Below are 21,610 nucleotides of genomic sequence, written 5' to 3' on the forward strand. Positions count from 1 at the left end.
AAAAGGGCTATGGGCGCCCGGCGGGAAGGCGGGGGTATGCGCCCGCGAACGCTGCTCGCGCTGCTGCTCGTCGTCCCCCTCGTGGACGCGCTGTTCCTGATCGTGGTCGCGACGCGGCTCGGGTGGCCGGCGACGGTCGCCTTGGTCGTGTTGACGGCCGTCCTCGGGATGCTCCTATTGCGCGCCGAGGGGCGTGCCACCCTCGCGCGCATCCAACGGAAGGCGGCGCAGGGGACGCCGCCGACCGACGAGCTGCTCGACGGCGGGCTGCTCATCGCCGCGGGCGCGTTCCTGCTCACGCCGGGGCTCGTCACCGACGCGGTCGGCTTCCTGCTCGCGCTCCCCCTCTCGCGGGTCCCGATCCGGATGGCCCTGAAGAAGTACGTCGTCGTCCCCTACATCGAACGCGAGACGGACGGCTTCTTCTCGGGCAACGTCTACATCGGCGGCTTCCCGAACGACGGCGAGGGCGGCTTCTCGATGGGCGGCGGCGGGTTCCCCGGCGGACCCGGGGGCAGTCCCGACGGATTCGACGGCGGCGACGCAGTCGACGCCGACGGGAGCGCCGGGGGGAACGCGAACACCGGCGGCGCGTCGACGGACGACGACGTCGTCGACGTGGACTTCACCGTCGAAGAGGAGGAACGGAAGGGAACCGACTGACCGCACGGGCGTCGCGACGGTCCGTGAAACCGCCACACTGCGGCCGGCTGCCGAAAGGAAACCCTTAAAATCCTACCCGCGCAACGATTGAATGCGCTCACCTGGGCCAATAGCTCAGTCAGGTTGAGCGCTCGGCTGATAACCGGGAGGTCCGCGGTTCAAATCCGTGTTGGCCCACCTACTGCCCGCTCGGTCTCCGACCGGGCGAGATTGGTGGGCTGGGACTCCCCAGCCACCCAATTTCGGTATTCTAACGCTCCTGAGAATGGGGTCCAAAATCGTCATTCCACTAGGTTCCTAAGCGCGCCCCGACGCCGTACTGCGGTGCGCGAATCATGTGCTATAGCTGCGCCAACCGATATCGCTCCCCCAGTTAAGGTTTCACCGACAACCATGTGTGATATTATGTATTCTAATTTAAGTAAGTCTTTTCTATTACACTACTTGATTAAATTATATATTATTACATAATTTTAGCTAAATCTAGCTTCGTCAAACGCAGTGTTGACAATATCTGGCGTTGGTGAATTAAGATATGGCTCGATGGCTTGGAACGAGTCCCACCCGCCGACCGTCATGACGACGCGCGGGTCCATCTGCCGATCGACGAGGAGCCGCTGCGCGAACCGGCGCCGGAGATCGTGGCTCGACACGTGGCGGAAGTCCTCGTCGCCCGTCGCTTCGGCCGCGCGCTCGGCCGTGCGCTTGACCACCGCCCGGACGCCGCTCTCGGAGAGGTCGACGATCGGCTCGTGGCGGCCGACATCCTCCGAGCGGACGTACCGATGGAGATCGCCCTCGACCTCCCGCGGGAGGTAGGCGTCGCGAGGCTTCCCGCCGCTCCCGGTCGTGTCCTTCCCCTTAGGGACGCGGAGCCGGAAGTGGTCGCCGTCGGGAGTCCGCTTCACGTGTTTCGGCGTGACCTGCGGGATCTCGAAGGCGCGGAGGCCGACGAACCCGCCGATCTGTATCACGAGATCGTCGCGGTGACTCCCGGCGGCGCGACGGAGCGCCTCGAGGTCGTCGTCTGTCAGCCAGCACTTGTACTGGTCCTCTTTGCCGGTCGCCTCTAATCGCATACGAACTTCCAAAAGAAGATAGCACTTAGTACGGCAGAACCGACGAGGTCCTCGGCGTGATCGGGGCGGAATCAGGGGGTTCGTTGACGACTTGTTCTAGAAGTCGGCCGTCACTCTCGGCCGTCAGAGAAGCTCGTCGATCCACTCACACCACGCCTCAAAGTCGTCGGCACCGCACTGGTCGGCGATCGACCGGTACGTGTCCTGTGAGATCTGGTCGCTGTCGGTGAGCGGAACACTCACCACGCGAACCTCGTCCGACTCCGGGTGCTCGTACCGGAGCTTCACGTGACTCCCCTCGCGGCCGACCGGTTGGTACCGCATCGATCGGAGTGCCTTCACGATCTCCCGACCGTCAAAATTCGCATAGACCATCCCGGACTACTCCCACGGCGGCTCGCCAGCATCCTCGACCTCGTCTGGGTCAACGCCGATCTCCTCCAGGAACGCCTCCTCGTCGTCGATCGGCTCGCCGCCGCCGGCGTGGAGAGTCAGCGCGTCCGCGAGCCGAGAGAGTGCGACCGGCTTCGACTCCCCCGACGCGGCGACGCCCGACTCGACGTCACGCGCCGTCACGAGATCGCCCTCGTAGGTGAACTCCACCCCGTCGGCACGGTCGTTCTCGGAAGTGGTCGCCATTACGTGTAATCAGGCGCGGAACCGGTGAAAAGTGTTCTGGCGTGGTGTTCTAGTAGTCGTCAAGATGGGAATCAGCGATGCTCGTCGATCCACTCGCACCACCCGTGGAAGTCGTCCTTTTGTGGATCCGAGGAGCTGCGATACGTTTCGCCGACAACGTACTAGTCTCCATAGGCCGGCATGTTCTGACTATCGTGTCTCTTTCAGTCGACCTTATCAAACCGATCGTTCAACTGCCCCATAATCCCGATGCGTTCAACGTAGATCTGCTGTACCACTGGAAAATCGTGAGAATATCATATCGTCGTGGTAGCTACACGACAGCACTCAGCAGTTAACCCATTATTGTGGTTTGGAGAAAGAACTCGATCGTCATCAAGAGGAGGGGGAGAATTATCGATCCGATCAACCGGGCGATGATAGACACTCGGAGCGGATACAACCGCACCTGTTGGTACGTCTGATACTCATTCCTGAGTCGGGTAAGTTTCTGTTCGGTGACGGGGTCCGTGTTCGCGAGATCTGCACCCGCTCGTGGTTCGCCAGCCGTCCGCTTCAGCTCCTCGTATTGATCCCGTATGTTCTCGAGGATCCGCTGACGAATCTCATTGGCCCGCTGACTGATCCTGATTGTCGGGTAGAGAAACGATAATCCAATGAAAACGGCGTACAGACTGCCCATCACGTAGATGAGGGATCCTGCGGGCGGTCCGACCACCGCGGCGTACTGTAGTTGAAGGGGAAGCAGTAGCGAGCCGATGGAGAACAACCCAGTGGTTCGAATCGCATACCTTCCGATGATGCTCATTCCCCCTAGTCCGTCCGGATACATGGGATCGATGCGGAGTTCTAAGGAGGCGATGTTCCGAATAGTAAGGACCGTCACGACGACCAACAAAAACCCGATGCCTACAATCGCTCCAATCCAGAGCAGAACGACAGATACCGCCCAAAACAGTGGATCAGTGACACCGAAGAGGCCATATTCCCGGAGAAACGGACCTCCCCAGGCCATCAGAATCGGGATAGGGGTTGACGCGAGGATGGCTGTCATCCACCAGTACCGATCGATCAGACTGCTGTATCGATCTACCAAACTCTGTGCTTGGGTTCGGTCCGAGGAGGCCACAATTCCGGTTACATCGTCGCGGAACGTCGGGAGGAGTTCCGCCTCGTAGTACCAGATCAGGTACGGGGCCACAAGCAGAATGAGGAACACTGCGGCGAAGCTGAAGAGGTAACTAAGGGTCATGTACTGCCAGCGAAGCGCCAAATAAGCGACTAGTACAATACTCGGTGGGAGACCGAACAGCAATGCGCTCGCCCCAGCGTATGACTTCACGCGCCGCTTTCCACGCTCAATCCATTCCGTGATCCACAATTGACCGTTCAACGTGTCAGTATCCTCCGCATGCCTTGTCTGAGACTCTTCCATAGTTCAGTCACTTACTCACTTGTCACGAGATTGACCGAGACCTGATATATAGGTTTTTTTGGGCCTGTTGGACCCCTGTGACAGATATCCAAGAGAACTCTTCACCCGGCTCACATTCTCTCTCACTTGGTCACATCATCAGTAACAGTTCACTATGGTCGACGTAGGCGAACATCCGCGAATCGTTCGATGAAGCTGGTAACCGGGGACGAACAGGATCGGTAATGGCGTCAGCGCTGGGCATTCGGAACCATCCGGAACACTCTGCCGTCGGCTTATATCCCCACGCCGTGACCGGGTAAGACGTGATACGCGACGGAACGGTGTTCGACGACGATCACCTCCCCTCCACCATTGTCGGTCGGAATCGGCACATGAACGAGGTAACGGACGCGCTCGCACCGATTCAAGAGGACGTCCGTGCCGAGAACTGCTTCCTGTTCGGTCCCTCCGGCGTCGGGAAGACGACCGTCGCGAAGGCCGCCGTTCGCGAGCTCCGGCAGGAAGTCCTCGAAGTCCCCTACGCCTACGTGAACTGCTGGCAGGACTACACGCGGAACGCGGTCCTCGAACAGATCTCTCGCGACCTCGTCGGCGTCGATCACACTACGCCGACACCACAGTCCTGAGTAGACCTGTTCGTCGCCGTGTCTTCAACAGTAGTGTATGAGCACACTAAGTTTATTGAGAGCGGTCTCATACTCCCGAGCATGAGCAGCGAGAGCGTTGATTCCGAAAGCAAGGTCTCGGGAAACCAGGCGAACATTCCCGCGCACATCCGTCGAGAGATGGAGATCGACGACGGTGACAAGCTCCGCTGGCAGATCGAGGACGACGGGACGCTCCGCGTGCGGGTCGTCCAACAGCGCAGCGGGACGTTCAGCGACTTCGACGGATACGACGGCGACCGGGAGACCGATGTCGAGAGCGAACACGACGCGTGGGGCGTCGACCCCGAGTAGATGCCCCGGGCACTCGTCGACACGAGCGTTCTCTTCGCGGCGGCGTACCGTCGGGACAGCGCACACGGGGACGCACTCCCGATCCTCAAGGGGATCGACACCGCGGACCTCCCGGAAGCGGTGATTCTAGATTACGCCGACACCTCGTCGGTCAGGGAGGTCGGTCGGGCGGACGTCCCCGACGCGGTCCGCGACGCGGTGTCGTGGCCCGGCGGGTGATCGCTCGGGAGATCGGTCGCGCGGCACGGGAGGTGCGTCTCGGCGGCGCGGCGGAGCGGCTGCGAGAACTCGTCGTCCCGGCAGCGCGTCACGAGGATGGGGGCGTCGTGGACACGGGCGACGCGCGCGACCGACGCGACCGCGCGGACGAACTGAAAGACCACGCCGAGGAGGATCACCCCGACGCGTACGGTGAGACTTCGGGGACAGAGCGTAGCGTCGGACCACCAGATCGAGCCGTGAAGGAAGGTGCTGCCTGTCCGACCTGTGGACGAGAGGGTGTGAAAAAAAGTGGCTAGTCTTCGTCTTCGCCGTCGTCAGCGTCGTTGCCCCGTCCGCGTCCCACGCCGGGTCCATTTTCCGCCGCAGCCGCGTCCTCCGGTAACGGGGTTACCTCGAACAGGGCGACGGTCCCACTAACTTCGTATCCGGCAGCGAACAGTGGGTTGTTCGTCGGACTACCGTCGGCGGAAATGAACTCCAAGCCTTCCGGGCTGAAATCTCCACCGCGGCCCGGACTCTCAGGGTTTTCAGCGAGATCGCCGAATCCGATCGAGAAGTCGCGGTTGACTACTGTTTGGATGTAGCGCGGGTTCGCGGGCGTGGTCACGTCGTAGACGAATATCCCAGATCCGCGCTCGATACCGACGAACGCGAACGTCCGGTCGCCGACCTGTCCGATTTCGATGCCTTCTGTCTGTGGACCGCCCGAAGTAGCCCCTTGGAACCCGGCCGGGAACTGCTCGGCGTACCGCTTTGGTAACTCGTTGCCGCTTTCGAACACTAATTGTAAGCCGTTGTCAGTGGCCTCCCAGATGGCGAATGAGCGGGTTCCGAACAGATACAACTCTTCGAACTGGCCGTCGTTATCGTGGTCGCCAAGCTGGTTCGTTACCTCGAGATTGCCCAAGTTTTCGGGGCGTTTGAGCGCTTCAACGCTATCGACAAACGGGTTCTCTGAGAGCCGGGGCGCGAAAGCGTCGTCCGCCAACGACAGATCGCTCACGGTTGACACCTCGTAATCGCGCGAATCACCTTCATTCGCGGTGATGAGATACTGGCGCCCGGCGACTTCGTACGCCCGAATCCCATCGGGCTGGTACATGCCTTTGACCGGCCAGTTCTGGAAACTGATCACGTCTTCGTCACCGGCGTCGGCGTCGCTCGTGTCGAGCTCATTGCCCGGAAGCGAGAAGTCCTTGAATCCGAGCCCGGATATCTCCGCAATCTCGGCGCGTTGAATATCGACTCTCGCAACGGCGTTGTTCTCTTGGAGACTCACGTACGCCGTTCCGGAGTCGGGCGTTACCGTGACAAATTCCGGTTCGAAGTCTGTCGAAGGGCGAGGGTCCTCGACCGCTGCGCTTGCCCCGTACACGCGGACGCCCTCCGCACGGAGCGCATCGATGTCGTCGTCAAACGGGGTGAAATCGAGGGTTTCAACCCGCGGAGCATCTCTCCGCGTGACGTCGATAATGCTGATCGAGCCTCGGGGGTCGGTCCGACTCCCCGGAGACTCGTCGAAGGCGGGCTCGCCTTCGTTCGCCGAAAGAACGTACTGACCGTCAGGCGTGATGGTCACCTTGTCGGGCAACGCTCCGACATCTGCCACGGCCAGCAGCTCGAGTTCGCTCGGGTCGTAGAGGGCGACGAATCCGGCTGCTTGTGGGTTCTCGTTTTCGACTGCCACCGCGACGAGATCGCCCACTACGTCGACGCTGTTTGCCCCGCCGCCGTTATCGACATCCGCAGCGGCGTCAAGAACGGCGGCCTGCTCCGGCGCAGCGGGGTCCGTGACATCGAGCACTTCGATCTGCCCGGCGCCAGAGTTCACAACAAACAGCCGGGACCGTGATGCGTCGTAGGCGACGATCTCTGCGCCCCCGTCAAACTCGCCCGTCTCATAGCGCCCTACACGCCGGAGACTGACTCCCTCGACGTCATTGTGAGAGTCCTCGTCTCTCTCCGGCGGGCCCCGTTGAAACACTCGAGTTCCGACCAGAGCAGTCAACGACAGGCCACCTGTAGTACCGAGTACTGCCCGCCTGGAATAGTCGCGTTTCACACGACCACGCTCAGTGGCGTTTCATTTAATATTTAGTAAGTGAGCAACGTCCGGCTCATGACTGCTCTATATCCGTAATTAGTATTCAGCCGAAAATGCTCCGTGAAAATCCACGGCCGGTGATACGGAAAATTCGAGGCGAAAGCCTCGCGCTTTAGCGCGGCGAGGATGTCAAAGCCGGCGAACCCCAGGGGTCGTCCGTTTGCGACTCGCCGGCAGCGTCGGTCCGCGTTCGTTCGACGTTGTCCGTCTGTTCCATACCCTCCCGCTCAACGTGGCTGTGTGCTGACCCCGATGTCAGGCGTGACGACCCTCGGGAGAAAGCGGCGACGACTCCGGGGGGGTGCCACTACGTTTAACCGGTCCGGACGAGATGTTACCAACGATCATGAAGAAGCTGATCAACGATCCGGACGACGTCGTCGACGAGATGCTCGACGGGATGACCGCGGCGCATCCCGACCGCCTGCGGCGGCTGCCGGACACGCAGGTGCTCGTGCGCGACGACGGTCCGGTCGACGACAAGGTGGCGCTGGTGACCGGGGGCGGCAGCGGCCACGAGCCGACGCACGCGGGGTACATCGGCGACGGCATGCTCGACGGGGCGGCCGCGGGCGACGTGTTCTCCTCGCCGACCGCCGACGAGTTCGAGGAACTGATCGGCGCCTGCGACGCGGGCGACGGCGTCCTCGCGATAATCAAGAACTACGAGGGCGACGTGATGAACTTCGAGACCGCCATCGAGCTCGCGGAGATGGAGGGCGTCGAGGTCGAGAGCGTCGTGGTGAACGACGACGTGGCCGTCGAGGACTCGCTGTACACCTCCGGGCGCCGGGGCGTCTGCGGGACGATCCTCGTCCACAAGGCCGCGGGCGCGAAGGCCGCACAGGGCGCCGACCTCTCGGAGGTCAAGCGCGTCGCCGAGAAGGTGGTCGACAACGTCGGCACGATGGGCACCGCGCTCACCTCCTGCGTCACCCCGGAGAAGGGCGAGCCAACCTTCGACCTCGGCGACGACGAGATCGAGCTCGGCATCGGGATCCACGGCGAGCCGGGCACCGAGCGCACCGAAGCGATGCCCGCGGACGAGGTGACCGAACACCTCACCGAGGCGGTCCTCGACGACCTCGACCTCGACGAGGGACAGGAGGTGCTCACGGTCGTCAACGGGATGGGCGCCACGCCGCAGATGGAGCTGTTCGTCCTCAACCGCCGGCTGCAGGAGCTGCTCGGCGAGCGCGGCTTGGAGACGTACGACGCCTGGGTCGGCGACTACATGACATCGCTGGACATGGCCGGGGCGTCGATCACGGTGTGCGCGGTCGACGACGAGCTGAAGGAGCTGTTCGACGCGCCGGCCGACACGCCGGCGCTGACCGTCAAATGAGCGACGACGGCGCGGCGGTCGTCGCGGCCGTCGAGGCGATCGCCGAGCGCATCGAGAACGAGCGGGACCACCTGACCCAGCTCGACTCCGCGATCGGCGACGCCGACCACGGCGGGAACATGGCGCGCGGCTGGGCCGCGGCGGCCGAGGCCGCGCGCGACCTCGACGACCCGGACGCCGAGACCGTCGCGAAGACGGTCGGCAAGACGCTGATGGCCGAGGTCGGCGGCGCCTCCGGACCGCTGTTCGGCGGGTCGCTCGTGTTCGCGGCGGGCGAGCTCGACGAGGGGATCACCCCCGAGACCGCGGTCGCGTTCGCGGAGACGTACCTGGAGAAGGTCGAGGACCGGGGCGACGCGCGCGTCGGCGACCAGACGATGGTGGACGCGCTGACGCCCGCGGTCCACGCGTTCAAGAAGTCGATCGAGGTCGACGACCTGGAGCCGATCGAGGCGCTCGCGAAGGCGGTCGACGCCGCGGAGCGCGGCGTCGCGTTCACCGTCCCGATCCGCGCCCGGAAGGGCCGGGCCTCGTATCTCGGCTGGCGCTCGGTCGGCCACCAGGACCCGGGGGCGACCAGCACCCTGTTCATCCTCGAAGAGGTCCTCGACGTCGCCGCGGACCGGCTCGGCGTCGAGGTCCCGGAGACGGACGCCTCGTCGCCGACGATCCCGGACGAGGACCCCGACGAGGCGGCAGAGGACGGCTCCGCGGCGGCCTCGGAGGACGACTGATGGTCGGGATCGTCGTCGTCTCGCACAGCGAGCGCGCCGCGGAGGGGATCGCGGAGGTCGCCGCCGAGATGGCCGGCGACACCCGCATCGAGCCGGTCGGCGGCGACGGGAAGGGCGGGATCGGCACCGTCCCCGACGCCATCGAGGACGCCATCGACGCCGCGGCCGGGGAGGGGAGTGACGCCGCCGACGCGGACGGCGTCGTCGTCCTCGTCGACCTCGGCAGCGCGGTGATGAACGCGGACGTCGCCGTCGAACTGAGCGAGGCGGAGGCGGTAATCGCCGACGCCCCCGTCCTCGAGGGCGCGGTCAACGCGGCGGTCGCGGCCACCGACCCGTCGGCCACGATGGAGTCCGTTCGCGAGCAGGCCGAGGCGGCGCGCGATATGGAGAAGCTGTAGGCCGCGACCCTTCGTCGCTTCCGTTCGACCTACGATTCGCGGTCGTCGAGGCCAAGCACGTCCAGCACCTCGCCGCGCGTCTCGCAGGCGACCGCGTCGGCCGCGAGCGACCGGGCGTCGTCGAACTCGACCTCGCGAACCCGGCGTTTCACGTCCGGCACCGTCACCGCGCTCATGCTGAGCTCGTCGAAGCCCAGCCCGACGAGCAGCTCCGTCAGCGCCGGGTCGCCGGCCATCTCGCCGCACATCCCGGCCCACGCGTCGGTCCCCTCGACGGCCGCGGTCGTCCGGTCGAGCGCGCGCAACACCGCCGGGTGGAGCGGATCGTGGTACTCTGCCACCGCGTCGTTGCCGCGGTCGGCCGCCATCACGTACCCCGCGAGGTCGTTCGTCCCGACGCTCAGGAAGTCGAGCCGCTCGGCGAGCGCGTCCGCGAGGAACGCCGCCGCCGGCGTCTCGACCATCGCGCCCAGCTCGGGGACCGCGTGGTCGACGCCCTCGCTCGCAAGGTCGTCGGCGACCGACTCGACGGTCGCGACCGCGCGCTCGACCTCCTCGACGCGGGTGACCAGCGGGAACATCACCGCGAGCCCGTCGCCGGCGTCGGTCGCCGCGGCGCGCAGCAGCGCCCGGAGCTGCGTCTCGAAGAGGTCGTCGTGCTCGTCGAGCGACAGCCGGATCCCCCGCCGCCCGAGGAACGGGTTCGGCTCGTCGGGGAGCACCAGGTAGGGAATCGGCTTGTCGCCGCCGACGTCGAGCGTCCGCACGACGACGCGGTCGTCGGGGAACGCCGACAGCGAGGCCCTCACGGCCTCGTACTGCTCCGCCTCGCTCGGCGGCGCCTCGCGGTCGACGAAGAGGAACTCGCTCCGGAACAGCCCGATCCCGTCCGCGCCGCGCTCGGTCGCCGGCCCCAGCTCGGCCTCGCCGCCGACGTTGGCGGCGACCTCGACCGGCCGGCCGTCGGCCGTCTCGACGCGCTCGCGGATCGCGTCCGGACCCGCCTCCCGCACCGCGTCGCGGCGCGCCTCGTCCGGGTCGACGACGACCTCGCCGGCCTCACCGTCGACGAGGACCGTTTCCCCGTCCGCGACCGATTCGAGCGCCTCGCCGACGCCGACGACCGCGGGGATCGCCAGCGACCGCGCGATGATCGCGGCGTGAGAGGTGCGGCCCCCCTCGACCGTCGCGATCCCGGCGACCGCGTCGGGGTCGAGCGCGGCGGTGTCGCTCGGCGTGAGCCGCTCCGCCAGCAGGACCGTCCCCTCGGGGAGCGCGGCGAGGTCGGCGGCGGTCGACCCGCCGGATTCGCGGTTGAGGAGCGCGCGGAGCAACCGGTCGCGGACGTCGCGCAGGTCGTCGGCGCGCTCGGCCATCCGGCCCTCCATCCCCTCGAACTGCGAGACGGCCTCGTCGAACCGGTCCGCGACGGCGTGCGCCGCGGGCGTCCCCTCGCGGACGGCGGCCTCGACGTCCTCGACGATCGTCGGGTCGTCGAGGAACCCCTCGTGGGCCTCGAACACCGCCGCCTCCTCCTCGCCCACGCGCTCGGCCGTCCGGTCGCGGGCATCACGCAGGGCCTCCCGCACGGCGTCCCGGGCCGCCTCGTATCGGTCCAGTTCGGCGTGGACGTCGACCGACTCGGGGTCGGGTCGGTCGGGGAGCGTCAGGTCGGCGTCGGGGCGGTACCAGCGCGCCGTCCCGACCCCCGAGCGCGGCGTGCTGCCGACGCCGTCGAACGTCCTCACGGCGCGCCCTCCGCCTCGTCGCCGCCGTCGGTTTCGTCCTCGCCGTCGGTCTCGTCATCCTCCTCCGCCGCGTCCTCGACCGGGCTCGTGAGCAGATCGCAGACCGCGTCCAGGGCCGCCTCGGCGTCGGGGCCCTCGGCGACGACGCGGACCGGCTCGCCGTGCTCGACGTTCAGCCCGCTGACGGAGAGCATGCTGTCGGCGCGGACGAGGCCGTCGTCGCCGTCGTCGTCGCGCCCGATCGACACGTCGGCGTCGAATCGGTTCGCCGTCTGTACCAGCTTCGAGGCGGGCCGCGCGTGGAGGCCGGCCTCGGGTTCGACCGTGACGGTCCGTTCCATAGGGACGGGTTGGACCCCGGCGGGTAATAGCTGATCGGGGTCTCCGGGGACTCGGCTACGAGGGCCGGGGAGCGAGAGCGAGCGGACGGGCCGCCACTCAGGGCGCCGCCTGCTTCGTCGAGACCAGCTCGATCACGTCGCGGTGGGAGAGCTCGCGGTCGGTCCCGACCTGCCGCCCGCTCCGGCAGTCGGTACCGTGGAGGAGCCCCTCGCCGATGTCGGAGTGGATGTGGTACGCGAAGTCCTCCGTGGTCGACCCCGCCGGGAGGATGAAGCAGTCGCGGAAGACCCCCTTCTCGTCTTTGCTCCCGTTCGCGGAGCCGGGGAAGACCGCGATACAGCCCAGCACGTCGAAGACGGCCGCTTCGAGCGCGCCCTGAACGCCGGTCCCGTCGTACTCACCGACGAACTCCGCGATCTGATCGAGGCCCGCTTCCTGCTCGCCGGAGACGTCGCCGACGATGTCGAAGCCGCTCTCGCCGGGGGTGTAGTCGACGACGCCGGCCTCGTCCGCGTTTTTGAGGGCCTTCTCCGCGTGGGCGCTGGAGGGGACGAAGGATAGGTGGTCGTAGTCGGGGTCCGTCGTTATCTCCTCCCAGTTCGCCTGCGCCTCCGGCGTGTCCATCTTGTTGGCGGCGACGACCATCGGCTTCGTCCGCTTCCGTATCTCGCGGGCCAGCTCGGTCCGGTCCGTCTCGTCCCACGTCTCGGGGTCGAGTTCGAGCCCCTCGGCGAGGATGACGCGCTTCATCCGGTCCTTGTCGATGCCGAACGCGGACATCTGGTCGGCGAGCTCGGCCTCGATGGCGGCGTCCGCGCCGTGGTAGCGCGTCTCGAACTTCTCTACGCCCTTTTCCAACACGTCGAGGTACCAGGCGTCGAGCTCCGCCTCCAAGAAGTCGATGTCCTCGCGGGGGTCGTGGCCCTCGGTCGCCTCGCCCTCGATGTCGGTCTTCCCCGAGAAGTCGACGACGTGGATCAGCACGTCGGTCTCGTTGAGGTCGGTGAGGAACTGGTTGCCCAGCCCGCGCCCCTCGTGGGCGCCCGGGACGAGGCCGGCGACGTCGACGAGCTTCACGGGGACGAACCGCGTCCCCTCGCGGCAGACGCCGACGCTCGGCGTACACGTCTCGTCGAACTCGGGCGCTGCGCAGTCGACGCGGACGTACGCCTCGCCGACGGTCGGGTCGATGGTGGTGAACGGGTACGCGCCCTCCGGCACGTCGTTCATGGTCGCGGCGTTGAAGAACGTCGACTTCCCCACCGAGGGCTTGCCGACGAGTCCGATCCGGTAGCTCATTACCACCAGTGCGCGATCCGCGGTAAAAAGCGATGCGAGACGCGCCGTGGCGTGGGGAGCGGTGACGAGGGGCGAGATTCGAGGACCGGTCGAGCGCCGTTACGCGTCGCCGTCGGACTGTCCCGGTTCGCCGAGCGCCTCGATCGGGAGGACGTTCTGGAGCGCGGCGTGCGCGTCGGCGGCGCTCTCGAAGGTGTCCTGGTCGACGTCCGCGAGCAGGTCACCGAGGTCGGCGTCGCCGTCGGCGAACAGCACCGTCGTGCCGGCGAACGACTCGGCGAGCGCCTCCCGGTCGGCGGGGTACGCGTGATCCTCGAGCGTCGGTTCGAGCCGGGAGAGGTTGATCTCGTCGGACATACAGTCCCCTCGGCGGGACGAGGCATAAACGCGCGCCCTGGTACCGCTTCGACGGATACCGGCGAGGAACCAGCAAAAACTGTAAAGAGTTATCCGCTGTCGGTGACACGTTATATGTGAACATGCCCCTATACGACCGAATCCTGGTTCCGACCGACGGCTCCTCGGAGGGGGAGCTGGCGGTGTGCCACGCGCTCGACCTCGCCGCGGTCCACGGGGCCTCGGTCCGCGCGATCTACGTGGTCGACACCGCGCGGTACGCCGGAATGCCGATGGAAACGACGTGGGAAGGCGTCGGCGACCTGCTGTACGACGACGGAGAGGCCGCCCTCGAAACGGTGCGGGAACTGGCCGCGGACCGCGACGTCGACGTCGAGACCGCCGTCGTCGAGGGGTCGCCGAGCCGCGAGATCATCACGCAGGCCGAGGAGGCGGACTGCGACCTCGTCGTGATGGGGACCCACGGGAGAGGTGGGATCGACAGGCTGCTCCTCGGCAGCGTCGCGGAGAAGGTCGTCCGCGGTTCGTCGGTCCCGGTGTTGACCGTCCGGATCGGCGACGGGGAGGAGCCGCCGAGCGCCGCCGAATCGGAGAGCGCGACCGAATCGGCGAACACGAGCGGCTCCGCGGGCGACGAGGAGTCCGCGACCGCGAGCGGGACGAGCGCGGGCGAGACGGGCGCCGCCGGGACCGACGCGGACGGCTCGGTCTCCGACGCGACGGAAACCGGGTAGGCGGACGCAGCGGCCGGCGCCTCCGCCGTCCCGAGTCACTCCGCGTCGCGGAGGTGTTCGCAGTCGCCCGCGTGGACGCGCCGCCGCCCCTCGTCGGTGTCGACCACGAGCGCGCCCGGCCCCGCGACGTCGACCGCGGTTCCCTCCACGACCCCGTCCGCGGCCTCGACGCGGACGCGCCGCCCGAGCGTGCTCGCCCGCTCGCGCCACGCCGGGAGGACCCCGTCGAGCGCCGCGGGCGACGCCGTCAGCGCCGCGTAGCGTTCGAGCAGCGTCGCGGCGAACCGCCGCCGGTCGATCGGTTCCCCGCGCTCCGCCGACAGCGACGCCGCGCCCGCGGGCAGCGTCTCCGGAACGATGTTCGCGTTGACCCCGACGCCGACGACGAGCCAGCCGACGCGGTCGGCCTCCCCCTCCATCTCCGTGAGGATCCCCGCCAGCTTTCGACCACCGCGCCCGGTCGCCTCCGGGTCGGCGCCGTCGTGTCCCTCGCCAACGTCACCCTCAGCGTCCTCCTCGCCGCCGACGAGCACGTCGTTCGGCCACTTGATGTGCGCGTCGACGCCGGCCTCGCGGGCGGCGTCGGTCGTCGCGACCGCGGCCGCGAGGGTGAACAGCGGCGCCCGCGCGGTCGGCACGTCGGGGCGGGTCAGGACCGACAGCCAGACGCCGCCGCTCGGCGCCACCCACTCGCGGTCGAGGCGCCCCCGCCCGCCGGTCTGCTCGTCGGCGACCACGGCGACGTCGGCGGCCCCCGCTCCCGCGAGTTCGCGGGCCCGCTCGTTCGTCGACGCGATCCGATCGCGGTACTCCACCGAGTAGGGGGCGTCGAGTCCGAACGCGATGCCCGGCCCGGAGTAGCCAGGATCGTCGGGGGGCACGTACCCGTCCGGCGTCGACCCGATCGCGAACCCCTCCTCGCGGAGCCCCTCGACCGCCTTCCAGACGGCCGCCCGTGAGACGCCGAGCGAGTCGGCGAGGGCGGGGCCGGAGACCGGACCGTCGTCGGCCGCGAGGGCGTCCAACAGCGCGCGCCGCGTGTCCATACCGCCCGTTCCGACGCCCGCGCCGAAAGCCGTTCCGGGTCTCGGAGGCTCAGTCGGGCCCCGGAGGCTCAGTCGGGCCCCGGAGGCTTTGTGTCCGGCGCGCGAAGGGGCCGTGATGACCGACCGCGACGGCGGCGGTGGCGGCGACGACCGGCCGACCGACGGGGCCGAGACGGTCCGGCTCACCGTCGTCGACGGCGACGACCGCGTCGAGATCGACGCCGAGCGCGGTCGCACCCTCCGCCGGGTCCTCCTCGACGCCGGCCTGTCGCCGTACGCGCCCGCGACGCGCCGCCTCAACTGCGGCGGACGGGGGCTCTGCGCCACCTGCGGCGTCCGCGTTCGCGAGGGACCGCCGGCCGATCACTGGCACGACCGCCTCGCCGACCGGTTCGGTTACCCACGGCTCTCCTGTCAGATTTCGGTCGACCGACCGATGACGGTCGGGCTCGTCGACAAGCGCGTGTGGGGCGGGCGGCGAGCCGACACGCGGGCCGAGAGAGAGGACTCGGACGAAGGGGGTTGAGCGCGGCGAGCCGAGGGCCCCCACACCTCGTTTCCGGTGAAACGGCGAACGGTAGCGCGTCACACGCGACCGCGCGGCGACGGGCGGCACTGGCGTCTACTGCGGCGCGAGGCGACACGGGCGCCCGCCGCGGCACAAAAGCCAAGTCCGCGGGCCCGAACCGTCCGGTATGCAACCCTCCAAGGAGCGCGAGTCGTCCGACGACCCGATGGACGACCTCGACGACCTCCTCGACGACGACCTCGCGGGCGGCGAGGGGGAGTCCGGCGCCGATTCCGGCGGCGCCGCGGCGACCGACACGGGCAGCGAGACCGCGCGGGGCACCGGGAGTACCGGTGGCTCCGGCCGGATCGGCGTCTCCGGGCGCTGGTTCTCGGGGAAGGCCTTCGCGCTCGCGCTCGTCGCGGTCGCGATCGGGGTGTTCATCGGCGGCCTGATCCCGCTCATCGGCGGGACGATAGGCACCGCGGGGGGCGTGTTCCTCGCCGCGTTCCTGCTCGGCCTCGCCCTGTCGACGCGCCGGTACGTCGAGACGGGGATCGCCGGGGCCGCGGCGGGCGCGGCGAGCGCGGTGACGAGCGTCCTCGGCGTCGGGTTCCTCCCGATCGGCATCGACTACCTCTCGCAGTGGGGGCTCCCGCTCCTCGCGGTCGGCGGGGGCGTCGGATTGGTACTCGCGCTGCTCGGGCACTACTTCGGTCGCGACCTCCGTGCGGGGCTGAGTCAGGACATCGAGGGGTGAACGAGGGCACACGACTCGGCTCAGGGGGTTCGAAACGCGCCGACCGTTGGAGCCGAACGACCCCCGCGAGGGGGGAGTCATCGAGAAGGCCTGTCCGACCTCGACACGCCGACCGAGGCGCTGACGGGCTGACGGCCGAGCTCACTCCGGGTCCGGAACCAACGAGGACCCGACGGAGCGCTCGACGTATAAGAGCGCCACCAGTCCGAGGATGATGACGGTGTACGACACCGCTGCGAACAGCGCCCCCTCGGTCGAGGCGTACTCGGAGGTGCGGAAGATGATCACCTTCCGGACCATCGCGATGACGCCGGTGTATATCACCAGTCTGACGATCCGTCGAGTGTCGCTCTGTTCGATGTAAGCGACGACCGTCTCGTACACCTCGACGATGATGAGCAGCAGCAGGCCGGTCTCGATGAAGCCGATAACCGTGTTCGGGTCGGTGATCGCGCCGGTGGGGACGGACTCGGCGATCTGGATCGCGAGATCGACGACGCCGATGCCGAAGAGCAGGGCGAAAAGCGCCGCCGCGGCCAGTTCGACGCCGTGGATGAAGCGGTTCGTCGCGGCGGAGACGCGGTCGCCGCGCGCCTTCGCGACGGACGGGTCGGGCGTCCGGTCCGGCGAGGACGGGTCGTCCGGCGGGTCGGCCGGGGGCGAGTCTGCCATCTGGATTCCCTCGTGGCGAAGCAGGTCCTCCCGACACGTAAAGAGCGGGCCTAACCGACCCAGCGCACGCTACGAGCGCTTGCCTATCTCCTCGCGCAACACGTCGGAGACGACCTCGCCGTCGGCCTTCCCGCGGAGCGCGCCCATCGCCTCGCCCATCAGCCCGGAGAACGCGCCCATCCCCTCGGCCTCGATCTGGTCGGCGTTGCGCTCAACGACCTCCGCGACCGCCTCGCGGACCTCGTCCTCGCTCACGCCCGAGAGGCCCGCCTCCTCGACGGCCTCCGCGGCGGACAGCTCGGGGTCCTCCGCGAGCGTCGTCAGCACCTCGGGGACCCCCTCCTTCGCGAGGTCGCCGTCCTCGACGAGGTCGAACAGGGCCAGGAAGTGGTCGTCGCTGAGCGCCTCCACGGGCGCGCCGTCGCGCCGTATCTCGGTCGTCGTCGACGCCAGCGTCGACGCCGCGAAGGTGGGGTCGACGCCGCGCTCGACCGCCGCCTCGAACAGCGGGAACCGCTGGCCGAACGCGACCTGCTCGGCGAGGCCCGCGTCGAGGCCGAACTCGTCGGCGTACCGCGCCGCCTTCTCGTCGAGCAGTTCCGGCGTCTCCACGTCCGAGGGGTCGGGCTCGACCGGCGGCACGTCCGTCTCGGGGTACATCCGCGCGGCGCCCGGCAGCGGCCGAAGGTAGCGCGTGGTCCCGTCGTCGTTCGCGCCGCGGGTCTCCTCGGGGACGCCCTCGATGGCGGTCTCGGCGCGCTCGGCGGCCGCCTCGATCGCGAGGTCGGCGGTCTCGGGGTCGGCCGCGACGATGGCGACCGCGTCGCCCTCGCCCGCGCCGACCGCGTCGCGGAGCGCGTCGACCTCCGCCTCGGTGACGCCGTACGCCGGCAGCTCGTCGGTGTGGAAGATGCCGCCCGCGCCGTGGCGCTTCGCGTGGTCCGAGAGCTCGGTCCCGAGCCGGCGGTCCGGCTGAATCTCGCGGCCGACGAGCCCGTCGAAGCCGAACAGCGGGGCCGCGGTCACCTTCCCGCCGGCGTCGAGCGCGCCGCGGATGACCCCCGACTCCGTGTCGGCGAAGACGTCGGTCACGTCGGCGACGTCGCCGACGCTCGCGTCGCGCTCACGGAGCTCGTCGCGGATCCCCAAGAGTTCGGCCTGCCGCCCGACCTCGCCGCGGACGATGTCCTCGATCCCCTGGAGGTCCTGGACGCCCTTCACCTCGACGCGGGCCCCCTCCTCGATGGAGACGTTCACGTCCTGGCGGATCGTGCCGAGGCCGCGCTTCACCGCGCCCGTCGAGCGGAGCAGCATCCCGATGCGCTCGGCGGCCTGGCGCGCGCCCTCGGGGCTCCGGATGTCCGGGCCCGTCCCGATTTCGACGAGGGGGACGCCGAGGCGGTCGAGCGAGTAGACGACGCCGTCGTCGGTCTCCTCGACGCGCTTCGCGGACTCCTCTTCGAGCATGAGGTCGACGACCGACACCGACCCCGACTCCGTCTCGATCTCGCCGTCCTGCCCGAGGAGGATCGAGCGCTGGAAGCCGGAGGTGTTCGAGCCATCGATGACGAGCTTCCGCATGACGTGCGCCTGGTCGACGACCGAGAGGTCGAGCAGGTCGGCGATCTGGAGCGCCACGGAGAGCGCCTCGCCGTCGACGCGCCGCGGCGGCTCGTCGTCCTCCTCGACGAGGCAGGTGGTGTCGTACGCGAGGTAGGTGAACTCGCGGTCGACGCGGCTCTCCTCCATCGCGGCGTCGTCGAGCTCGCCCAACTCGCTCTTCGTCGGGTGGAGCTTGCGGGTGATCGACCGGTCGGACTCCTCGGGGTCGCGCTCGACAGTCGGGGAGTCGCAGAACAGCTTGGTCTCGGTGTCGAGCTGCTGGTGGATCTCCAGCCCGGCGACGAGCCCCAGCTCCTCGTAGTCGTACTCGGGGGTCGCGTCCGTACTCATTACGCCACACTCCGACGGCGCGCGACTAAAAGGGTGGCAGTTCGCGCGAACGACATAGGATCCGGACCGTCGATACTATTTATAAACCACAGGTGCGGTGGCGCGTGCCTGCGAGCGGCCGACAGGCCGCGAGTAGCACGCGCGAGGGAGTCGGTGGTCCGGAGCGAAGCGGAGGGCCACCGACGAGGCTGGGGAGGCGTGAGGCCGCGGTGCTGTGCGGTGCGGGGTGGGACGCAAAGGGGCAGCCGGGAGGGCGGCGCAGACGACGTAAGCACCACAGCGAGCAGCGCGAGCGAGGAGCGCAACGAGTGTGCGCCGCCCTCCCGGCTGGGGCTTTGGCGGTGTTCGCCACCGATCCGCGGGCAGGAGTTTATAAACGACTGACTGGAGCTTTGGCGGTGTTCGCCGCCGATCTGCGAGCAACAATTTATAAGCGAACGGCTGGAGCTTTGGCGGTGTTCAGGACCACGGCATTCCGATCGTAGCTGTCGCTCGTCGCGTAGCGGTCGAAAGGAATTGTGCGTGGGTGCTGTCGTGTAGACAACACCGTACATCGTGGGGGTGTACCCCGTGCGATGCGTGGGACCGGATTTGAACCGGCGGACCTCTACAGGACAGCGCCCTCAACGCTGCGCCGTTGGCCTGGCTTGGCTACCCACGCTCGCGGTGTTCTGTCGCGTCTCCACGTACCTCTCCCCTAATTAAAAGCCCTTCCATTCGGCGGGACCGTGGCGGGGTTTCGCAGACGGCGGTCGAGCGAGCGACGGCGCGGCGACCGCGAGCGGAACGCGCCGACTACAACCGGCACGCCTCGACCGCAACCGGCACGCGTTTGGGGGTCGCGTTCCACCCCACGAGTATGTCCGACTGGGCCCGCGAGAACGTCTCCGTCCTGACCGCCGTCGCCTCCGTCGTCGCGCTCGCGCTCGTCTTCGGCGCGGTCGGGGGCGCGATCCCGAGTTCGCTCCTCCCGCGCGCGAGCGACGCCGTCCTCGCCGCGATCCCGCACTTCAACGCCGCCGTCTCCCTCACCGCCATCGCGACGATCCTGCTCGGCTGGCGTGCCATCTCCCGGGGGAACATCGAGCGCCACCGGAACTTTATGGTGACCTCGTTCGCGCTGTTCGCCGCGTTCCTCGGCGCGTACCTCTACCGGCTGGTCCACGTCGGGACGACCGAGTTCCCCGGGCCGGAGCTCGTCTACTCGTACGTCTACCTCCCCTTCCTGGCGATCCACATCCTGCTCGCCATCGTCTGCGTCCCGTTCGTCTTCCACGCGCTCTTCCTCGCCGCGACCCGGCCGTACGAGGAGATCTACCACACCCGCCACTCGCAGGTCGGACTGGTCGGCGCCGTCCTCTGGCTGATCTCCTTTACGATGGGGATCGGCGTGTACCTGATGCTGTATCACCTGTACTGAACGACGAGAACGGTTCGGTTCGGTCTGCTACGCGGTCCGGTTCCGCTCGGCCTTCTTGTGTGCAGCGTAGAACAGCGGGACGAGGAGCGCGCCGGCGAAGCCGAAGCCGAGCGCCAGCGTGCCGATGTCGCTCGCGGAGAGGCCGCTCCCGCCGCCCCCGCCGCCAGAGCCGCCGTCACCGCCGTCGCCGCCGATGAGGTCGTCGGCGACGGCGCCGACCGCGACGGCCCCCTTCATCCCGACCGCCCGGTGGGGCTCGCAGACGTAGCGGAACACGTCGCCCTCGCCGGCGTCCGCAAACGTGTACTCGAAGGTCGCTCCCGCCTCCGAGACCGGCTCCCCGCTGTCGAAGGTACCGTTCTCCTCGACGACGTTGTGGCCGCCGCCCTGTCCGGTCCACTCCCAGATCACCGTCGTTCCGGGGTCGACCAGAATCGCGGGCGGATCGAACCGCAGGCCGTTCTCGCCCGCGCCGACCGAGACGGTGACCTCGCTCTGCCCGCGGAGGTCGCGCGTCCCCTCGTAGTTGCCGACGTTCGCGAACCAGTCCCCGTATCCGGCCGGTTCGCCGCCGGATCCGCCCGACCCGCCTGACCCGCCGCTACCCCCCGCTTGCGGGTCGACGAGCTCGTCGTCGACGGAGCCGACCGCGACGGCGCCCTTCATCCCGATCGCCCGGTGCGGGCCGCAGTAGTAGTTGAACGTGTCGCCGTCCGCGGCGTTGTCGAACGTGTATTCGAAGGTCGTCCCCTGCTCGGAGACCGCCGACCCGCTGTCGAAGGTGCCGTCTTGCGCGACGACGTTGTGACCGCCGCCCTGGCCGGTCCACTCCCAGACCACGGTCGCGCCCGGGTCGATGAGGATGGCGGCGGGACCGAACCGGAGTCCGTTCTCGCCCGCGCCGACCTGAACGGTGACCTCGTCCTGCCCGCGGTAGTCGTGGGTGCCGTCGTAGTTGCTGACGCCGTCGAGCCAGCCACCGTACTGGGCGGCCGCGGTCCCGCTGCCGGCGGCGACTCCCGCGGTGACCGCCGCCCCGGCGGCCCCGGCGCGGAAGAACCCGCGGCGGCTCATCGACGCGGCGGCGTCCTCGGCGGCGTCGGCGTTCCGTGTCATGTCCCCACGTCTGACCGTGAGCGTATTTAAGCCCCCGATACGTCCCGAGCGGTCGGAGCGGCGCCGAACGT

Annotated in this window: 22 protein-coding genes, 2 tRNA genes and 2 pseudogenes; 12 read left to right on the top strand and 14 right to left on the bottom strand. The window is 68.2% G+C overall.

Features of this window, described 5'->3' with window-relative positions; translation table 11 throughout:
* Positions 1 to 36 precede the first annotated feature (36 nt).
* Both BM286_RS12850 and BM286_RS12855 read left to right on the top strand, forming a co-directional pair.
* Positions 37 to 663 (top strand): FxsA family protein, encoded by a 627-nt coding sequence (locus BM286_RS12850; protein ID WP_092923008.1) that lies wholly within the window; start codon positions 37 to 39, stop codon positions 661 to 663.
* 103 nt (positions 664 to 766) lie between these two features.
* Positions 767 to 840 (top strand) — tRNA-Ile (locus tag BM286_RS12855).
* Positions 841 to 1,136: 296 nt separating this feature from the next.
* On the opposite strand, the gene BM286_RS12860 is transcribed toward BM286_RS12855, so the two are convergent.
* The 4 genes from BM286_RS12860 to BM286_RS12875 all read right to left on the bottom strand — a co-directional run bounded on the left by BM286_RS12860 (position 1,137) and on the right by BM286_RS12875 (position 3,633).
* Positions 1,137 to 1,742, bottom strand: coding sequence for a site-specific integrase (locus BM286_RS12860; protein ID WP_092923011.1), 606 nt, complete (start codon positions 1,740 to 1,742; stop codon positions 1,137 to 1,139).
* A gap of 123 nt (positions 1,743 to 1,865) precedes the next feature.
* Entirely contained in the window at positions 1,866 to 2,117 is a 252-nt protein-coding gene (locus BM286_RS12865; RefSeq protein WP_092923014.1) for a type II toxin-antitoxin system HicA family toxin, read from the bottom strand.
* A gap of 6 nt (positions 2,118 to 2,123) precedes the next feature.
* On the bottom strand, positions 2,124 to 2,381 hold the full coding sequence (locus BM286_RS12870) for a type II toxin-antitoxin system HicB family antitoxin (protein WP_092923017.1): 258 nt from the start codon (positions 2,379 to 2,381) through the stop codon (positions 2,124 to 2,126).
* Positions 2,382 to 2,715: 334 nt separating this feature from the next.
* Entirely contained in the window at positions 2,716 to 3,633 is a 918-nt protein-coding gene (locus tag BM286_RS12875; protein ID WP_092923020.1) for a hypothetical protein, read from the bottom strand.
* Positions 3,634 to 4,139: 506 nt separating this feature from the next.
* On the opposite strand from BM286_RS12875, the pseudogene BM286_RS12880 reads away from it, so the two are divergent.
* From BM286_RS12880 to BM286_RS12890, 3 genes and pseudogenes are all read left to right on the top strand, one after another.
* Positions 4,140 to 4,412 (top strand): annotated as a pseudogene (locus tag BM286_RS12880) (AAA family ATPase); the annotation flags it as partial.
* 114 nt (positions 4,413 to 4,526) lie between these two features.
* On the top strand, positions 4,527 to 4,778 hold the full coding sequence (locus BM286_RS12885; RefSeq protein WP_008442702.1) for an AbrB/MazE/SpoVT family DNA-binding domain-containing protein: 252 nt from the start codon (positions 4,527 to 4,529) through the stop codon (positions 4,776 to 4,778).
* Positions 4,779 to 4,913 (top strand): annotated as a pseudogene (locus BM286_RS12890) (VapC toxin family PIN domain ribonuclease); the annotation flags it as partial.
* 379 nt (positions 4,914 to 5,292) lie between these two features.
* On the opposite strand, the gene BM286_RS12900 reads toward BM286_RS12890, so the two are convergent.
* The gene (locus BM286_RS12900) at positions 5,293 to 7,062 is read right to left on the bottom strand and encodes a choice-of-anchor I family protein (protein ID WP_174549013.1); all 1,770 of its coding nucleotides are present in this window, start codon (positions 7,060 to 7,062) and stop codon (positions 5,293 to 5,295) included.
* A 388-nt stretch (positions 7,063 to 7,450) separates the two neighbouring features.
* Here BM286_RS12900 and dhaK point away from each other — a divergent pair, with 388 nt between their 5' ends.
* Genes dhaK through dhaM form a run of 3 tightly spaced genes read left to right on the top strand, consistent with a single transcriptional unit; the run spans position 7,451 to position 9,584 of the window.
* Positions 7,451 to 8,449, top strand: coding sequence for a dihydroxyacetone kinase subunit DhaK (gene dhaK, locus BM286_RS12905; RefSeq protein WP_092923026.1), 999 nt, complete (start codon positions 7,451 to 7,453; stop codon positions 8,447 to 8,449).
* Complete coding sequence (gene dhaL, locus BM286_RS12910; protein ID WP_092923028.1) at positions 8,446 to 9,183, top strand: dihydroxyacetone kinase subunit DhaL; 738 nt, start codon at positions 8,446 to 8,448, stop codon at positions 9,181 to 9,183. Before dhaK ends, dhaL begins: the two co-directional genes overlap by 4 nt.
* Positions 9,183 to 9,584: a dihydroxyacetone kinase phosphoryl donor subunit DhaM gene (dhaM, locus tag BM286_RS12915; protein WP_092923031.1), complete on the top strand. Its 402-nt coding sequence runs from the start codon at positions 9,183 to 9,185 to the stop codon at positions 9,582 to 9,584. Before dhaL ends, dhaM begins: the two co-directional genes overlap by 1 nt.
* Positions 9,585 to 9,613: 29 nt before the next feature.
* Here the strand turns inward: dhaM and ptsP are convergent, their stop codons facing one another.
* From ptsP to BM286_RS12935, 4 genes are all read right to left on the bottom strand, one after another.
* Positions 9,614 to 11,332, bottom strand: coding sequence for a phosphoenolpyruvate--protein phosphotransferase (gene ptsP, locus BM286_RS12920; protein ID WP_092923034.1), 1,719 nt, complete (start codon positions 11,330 to 11,332; stop codon positions 9,614 to 9,616).
* A complete protein-coding gene (locus BM286_RS12925; protein WP_092923037.1) occupies positions 11,329 to 11,673 on the bottom strand; it encodes an HPr family phosphocarrier protein in 345 nt (114 codons plus the stop codon). The genes ptsP and BM286_RS12925 overlap by 4 nt, the downstream gene beginning before the upstream one ends.
* Before the next feature lie 97 nt (positions 11,674 to 11,770).
* Positions 11,771 to 12,973 (bottom strand): redox-regulated ATPase YchF, encoded by a 1,203-nt coding sequence (locus tag BM286_RS12930; protein WP_092923040.1) that lies wholly within the window; start codon positions 12,971 to 12,973, stop codon positions 11,771 to 11,773.
* A 99-nt stretch (positions 12,974 to 13,072) separates the two neighbouring features.
* Positions 13,073 to 13,330, bottom strand: a complete 258-nt coding sequence (locus tag BM286_RS12935) for a DUF5789 family protein (protein WP_092923043.1) — start codon at positions 13,328 to 13,330, stop codon at positions 13,073 to 13,075.
* A gap of 122 nt (positions 13,331 to 13,452) precedes the next feature.
* Here BM286_RS12935 and BM286_RS12940 point away from each other — a divergent pair, with 122 nt between their 5' ends.
* Positions 13,453 to 14,064, top strand: a complete 612-nt coding sequence (locus tag BM286_RS12940) for a universal stress protein (RefSeq protein ID WP_092923046.1) — start codon at positions 13,453 to 13,455, stop codon at positions 14,062 to 14,064.
* Between the two features lie 35 nt (positions 14,065 to 14,099).
* On the opposite strand, the gene BM286_RS12945 is transcribed toward BM286_RS12940, so the two are convergent.
* Positions 14,100 to 15,110, bottom strand: coding sequence for a biotin--[acetyl-CoA-carboxylase] ligase (locus tag BM286_RS12945; protein ID WP_092923049.1), 1,011 nt, complete (start codon positions 15,108 to 15,110; stop codon positions 14,100 to 14,102).
* 115 nt (positions 15,111 to 15,225) lie between these two features.
* On the opposite strand from BM286_RS12945, the gene BM286_RS12950 reads away from it, so the two are divergent.
* On the top strand, positions 15,226 to 15,636 hold the full coding sequence (locus BM286_RS12950; RefSeq protein WP_092923053.1) for a 2Fe-2S iron-sulfur cluster-binding protein: 411 nt from the start codon (positions 15,226 to 15,228) through the stop codon (positions 15,634 to 15,636).
* 169 nt (positions 15,637 to 15,805) lie between these two features.
* Complete coding sequence (locus tag BM286_RS12955; RefSeq protein WP_092923056.1) at positions 15,806 to 16,378, top strand: hypothetical protein; 573 nt, start codon at positions 15,806 to 15,808, stop codon at positions 16,376 to 16,378.
* A gap of 141 nt (positions 16,379 to 16,519) precedes the next feature.
* Here BM286_RS12955 and BM286_RS12960 read toward each other — a convergent pair whose 3' ends face one another.
* The 3 genes from BM286_RS12960 to BM286_RS12970 form a co-directional block, all read right to left on the bottom strand.
* A complete protein-coding gene (locus BM286_RS12960; RefSeq protein ID WP_092923059.1) occupies positions 16,520 to 17,050 on the bottom strand; it encodes a phosphate-starvation-inducible PsiE family protein in 531 nt (176 codons plus the stop codon).
* A gap of 69 nt (positions 17,051 to 17,119) precedes the next feature.
* Positions 17,120 to 19,003, bottom strand: coding sequence for a Glu-tRNA(Gln) amidotransferase subunit GatE (gene gatE, locus BM286_RS12965; protein ID WP_092923062.1), 1,884 nt, complete (start codon positions 19,001 to 19,003; stop codon positions 17,120 to 17,122).
* Positions 19,004 to 19,579: 576 nt separating this feature from the next.
* Positions 19,580 to 19,664 (bottom strand) — tRNA-Leu (locus BM286_RS12970).
* 198 nt (positions 19,665 to 19,862) lie between these two features.
* Between BM286_RS12970 and BM286_RS12975 the strand changes: the two genes are divergently transcribed.
* Positions 19,863 to 20,423: a DUF420 domain-containing protein gene (locus tag BM286_RS12975; RefSeq protein WP_092923065.1), complete on the top strand. Its 561-nt coding sequence runs from the start codon at positions 19,863 to 19,865 to the stop codon at positions 20,421 to 20,423.
* Between the two features lie 27 nt (positions 20,424 to 20,450).
* Here the strand turns inward: BM286_RS12975 and BM286_RS12980 are convergent, their stop codons facing one another.
* Positions 20,451 to 21,539: a halocyanin domain-containing protein gene (locus BM286_RS12980; RefSeq protein WP_092923068.1), complete on the bottom strand. Its 1,089-nt coding sequence runs from the start codon at positions 21,537 to 21,539 to the stop codon at positions 20,451 to 20,453.
* Positions 21,540 to 21,610: the final 71 nt, after the last annotated feature.

Origin of the sequence: Halorubrum sodomense (assembly GCF_900111935.1) — an archaeon.
Classification (GTDB): domain Archaea; phylum Halobacteriota; class Halobacteria; order Halobacteriales; family Haloferacaceae; genus Halorubrum; species Halorubrum sodomense.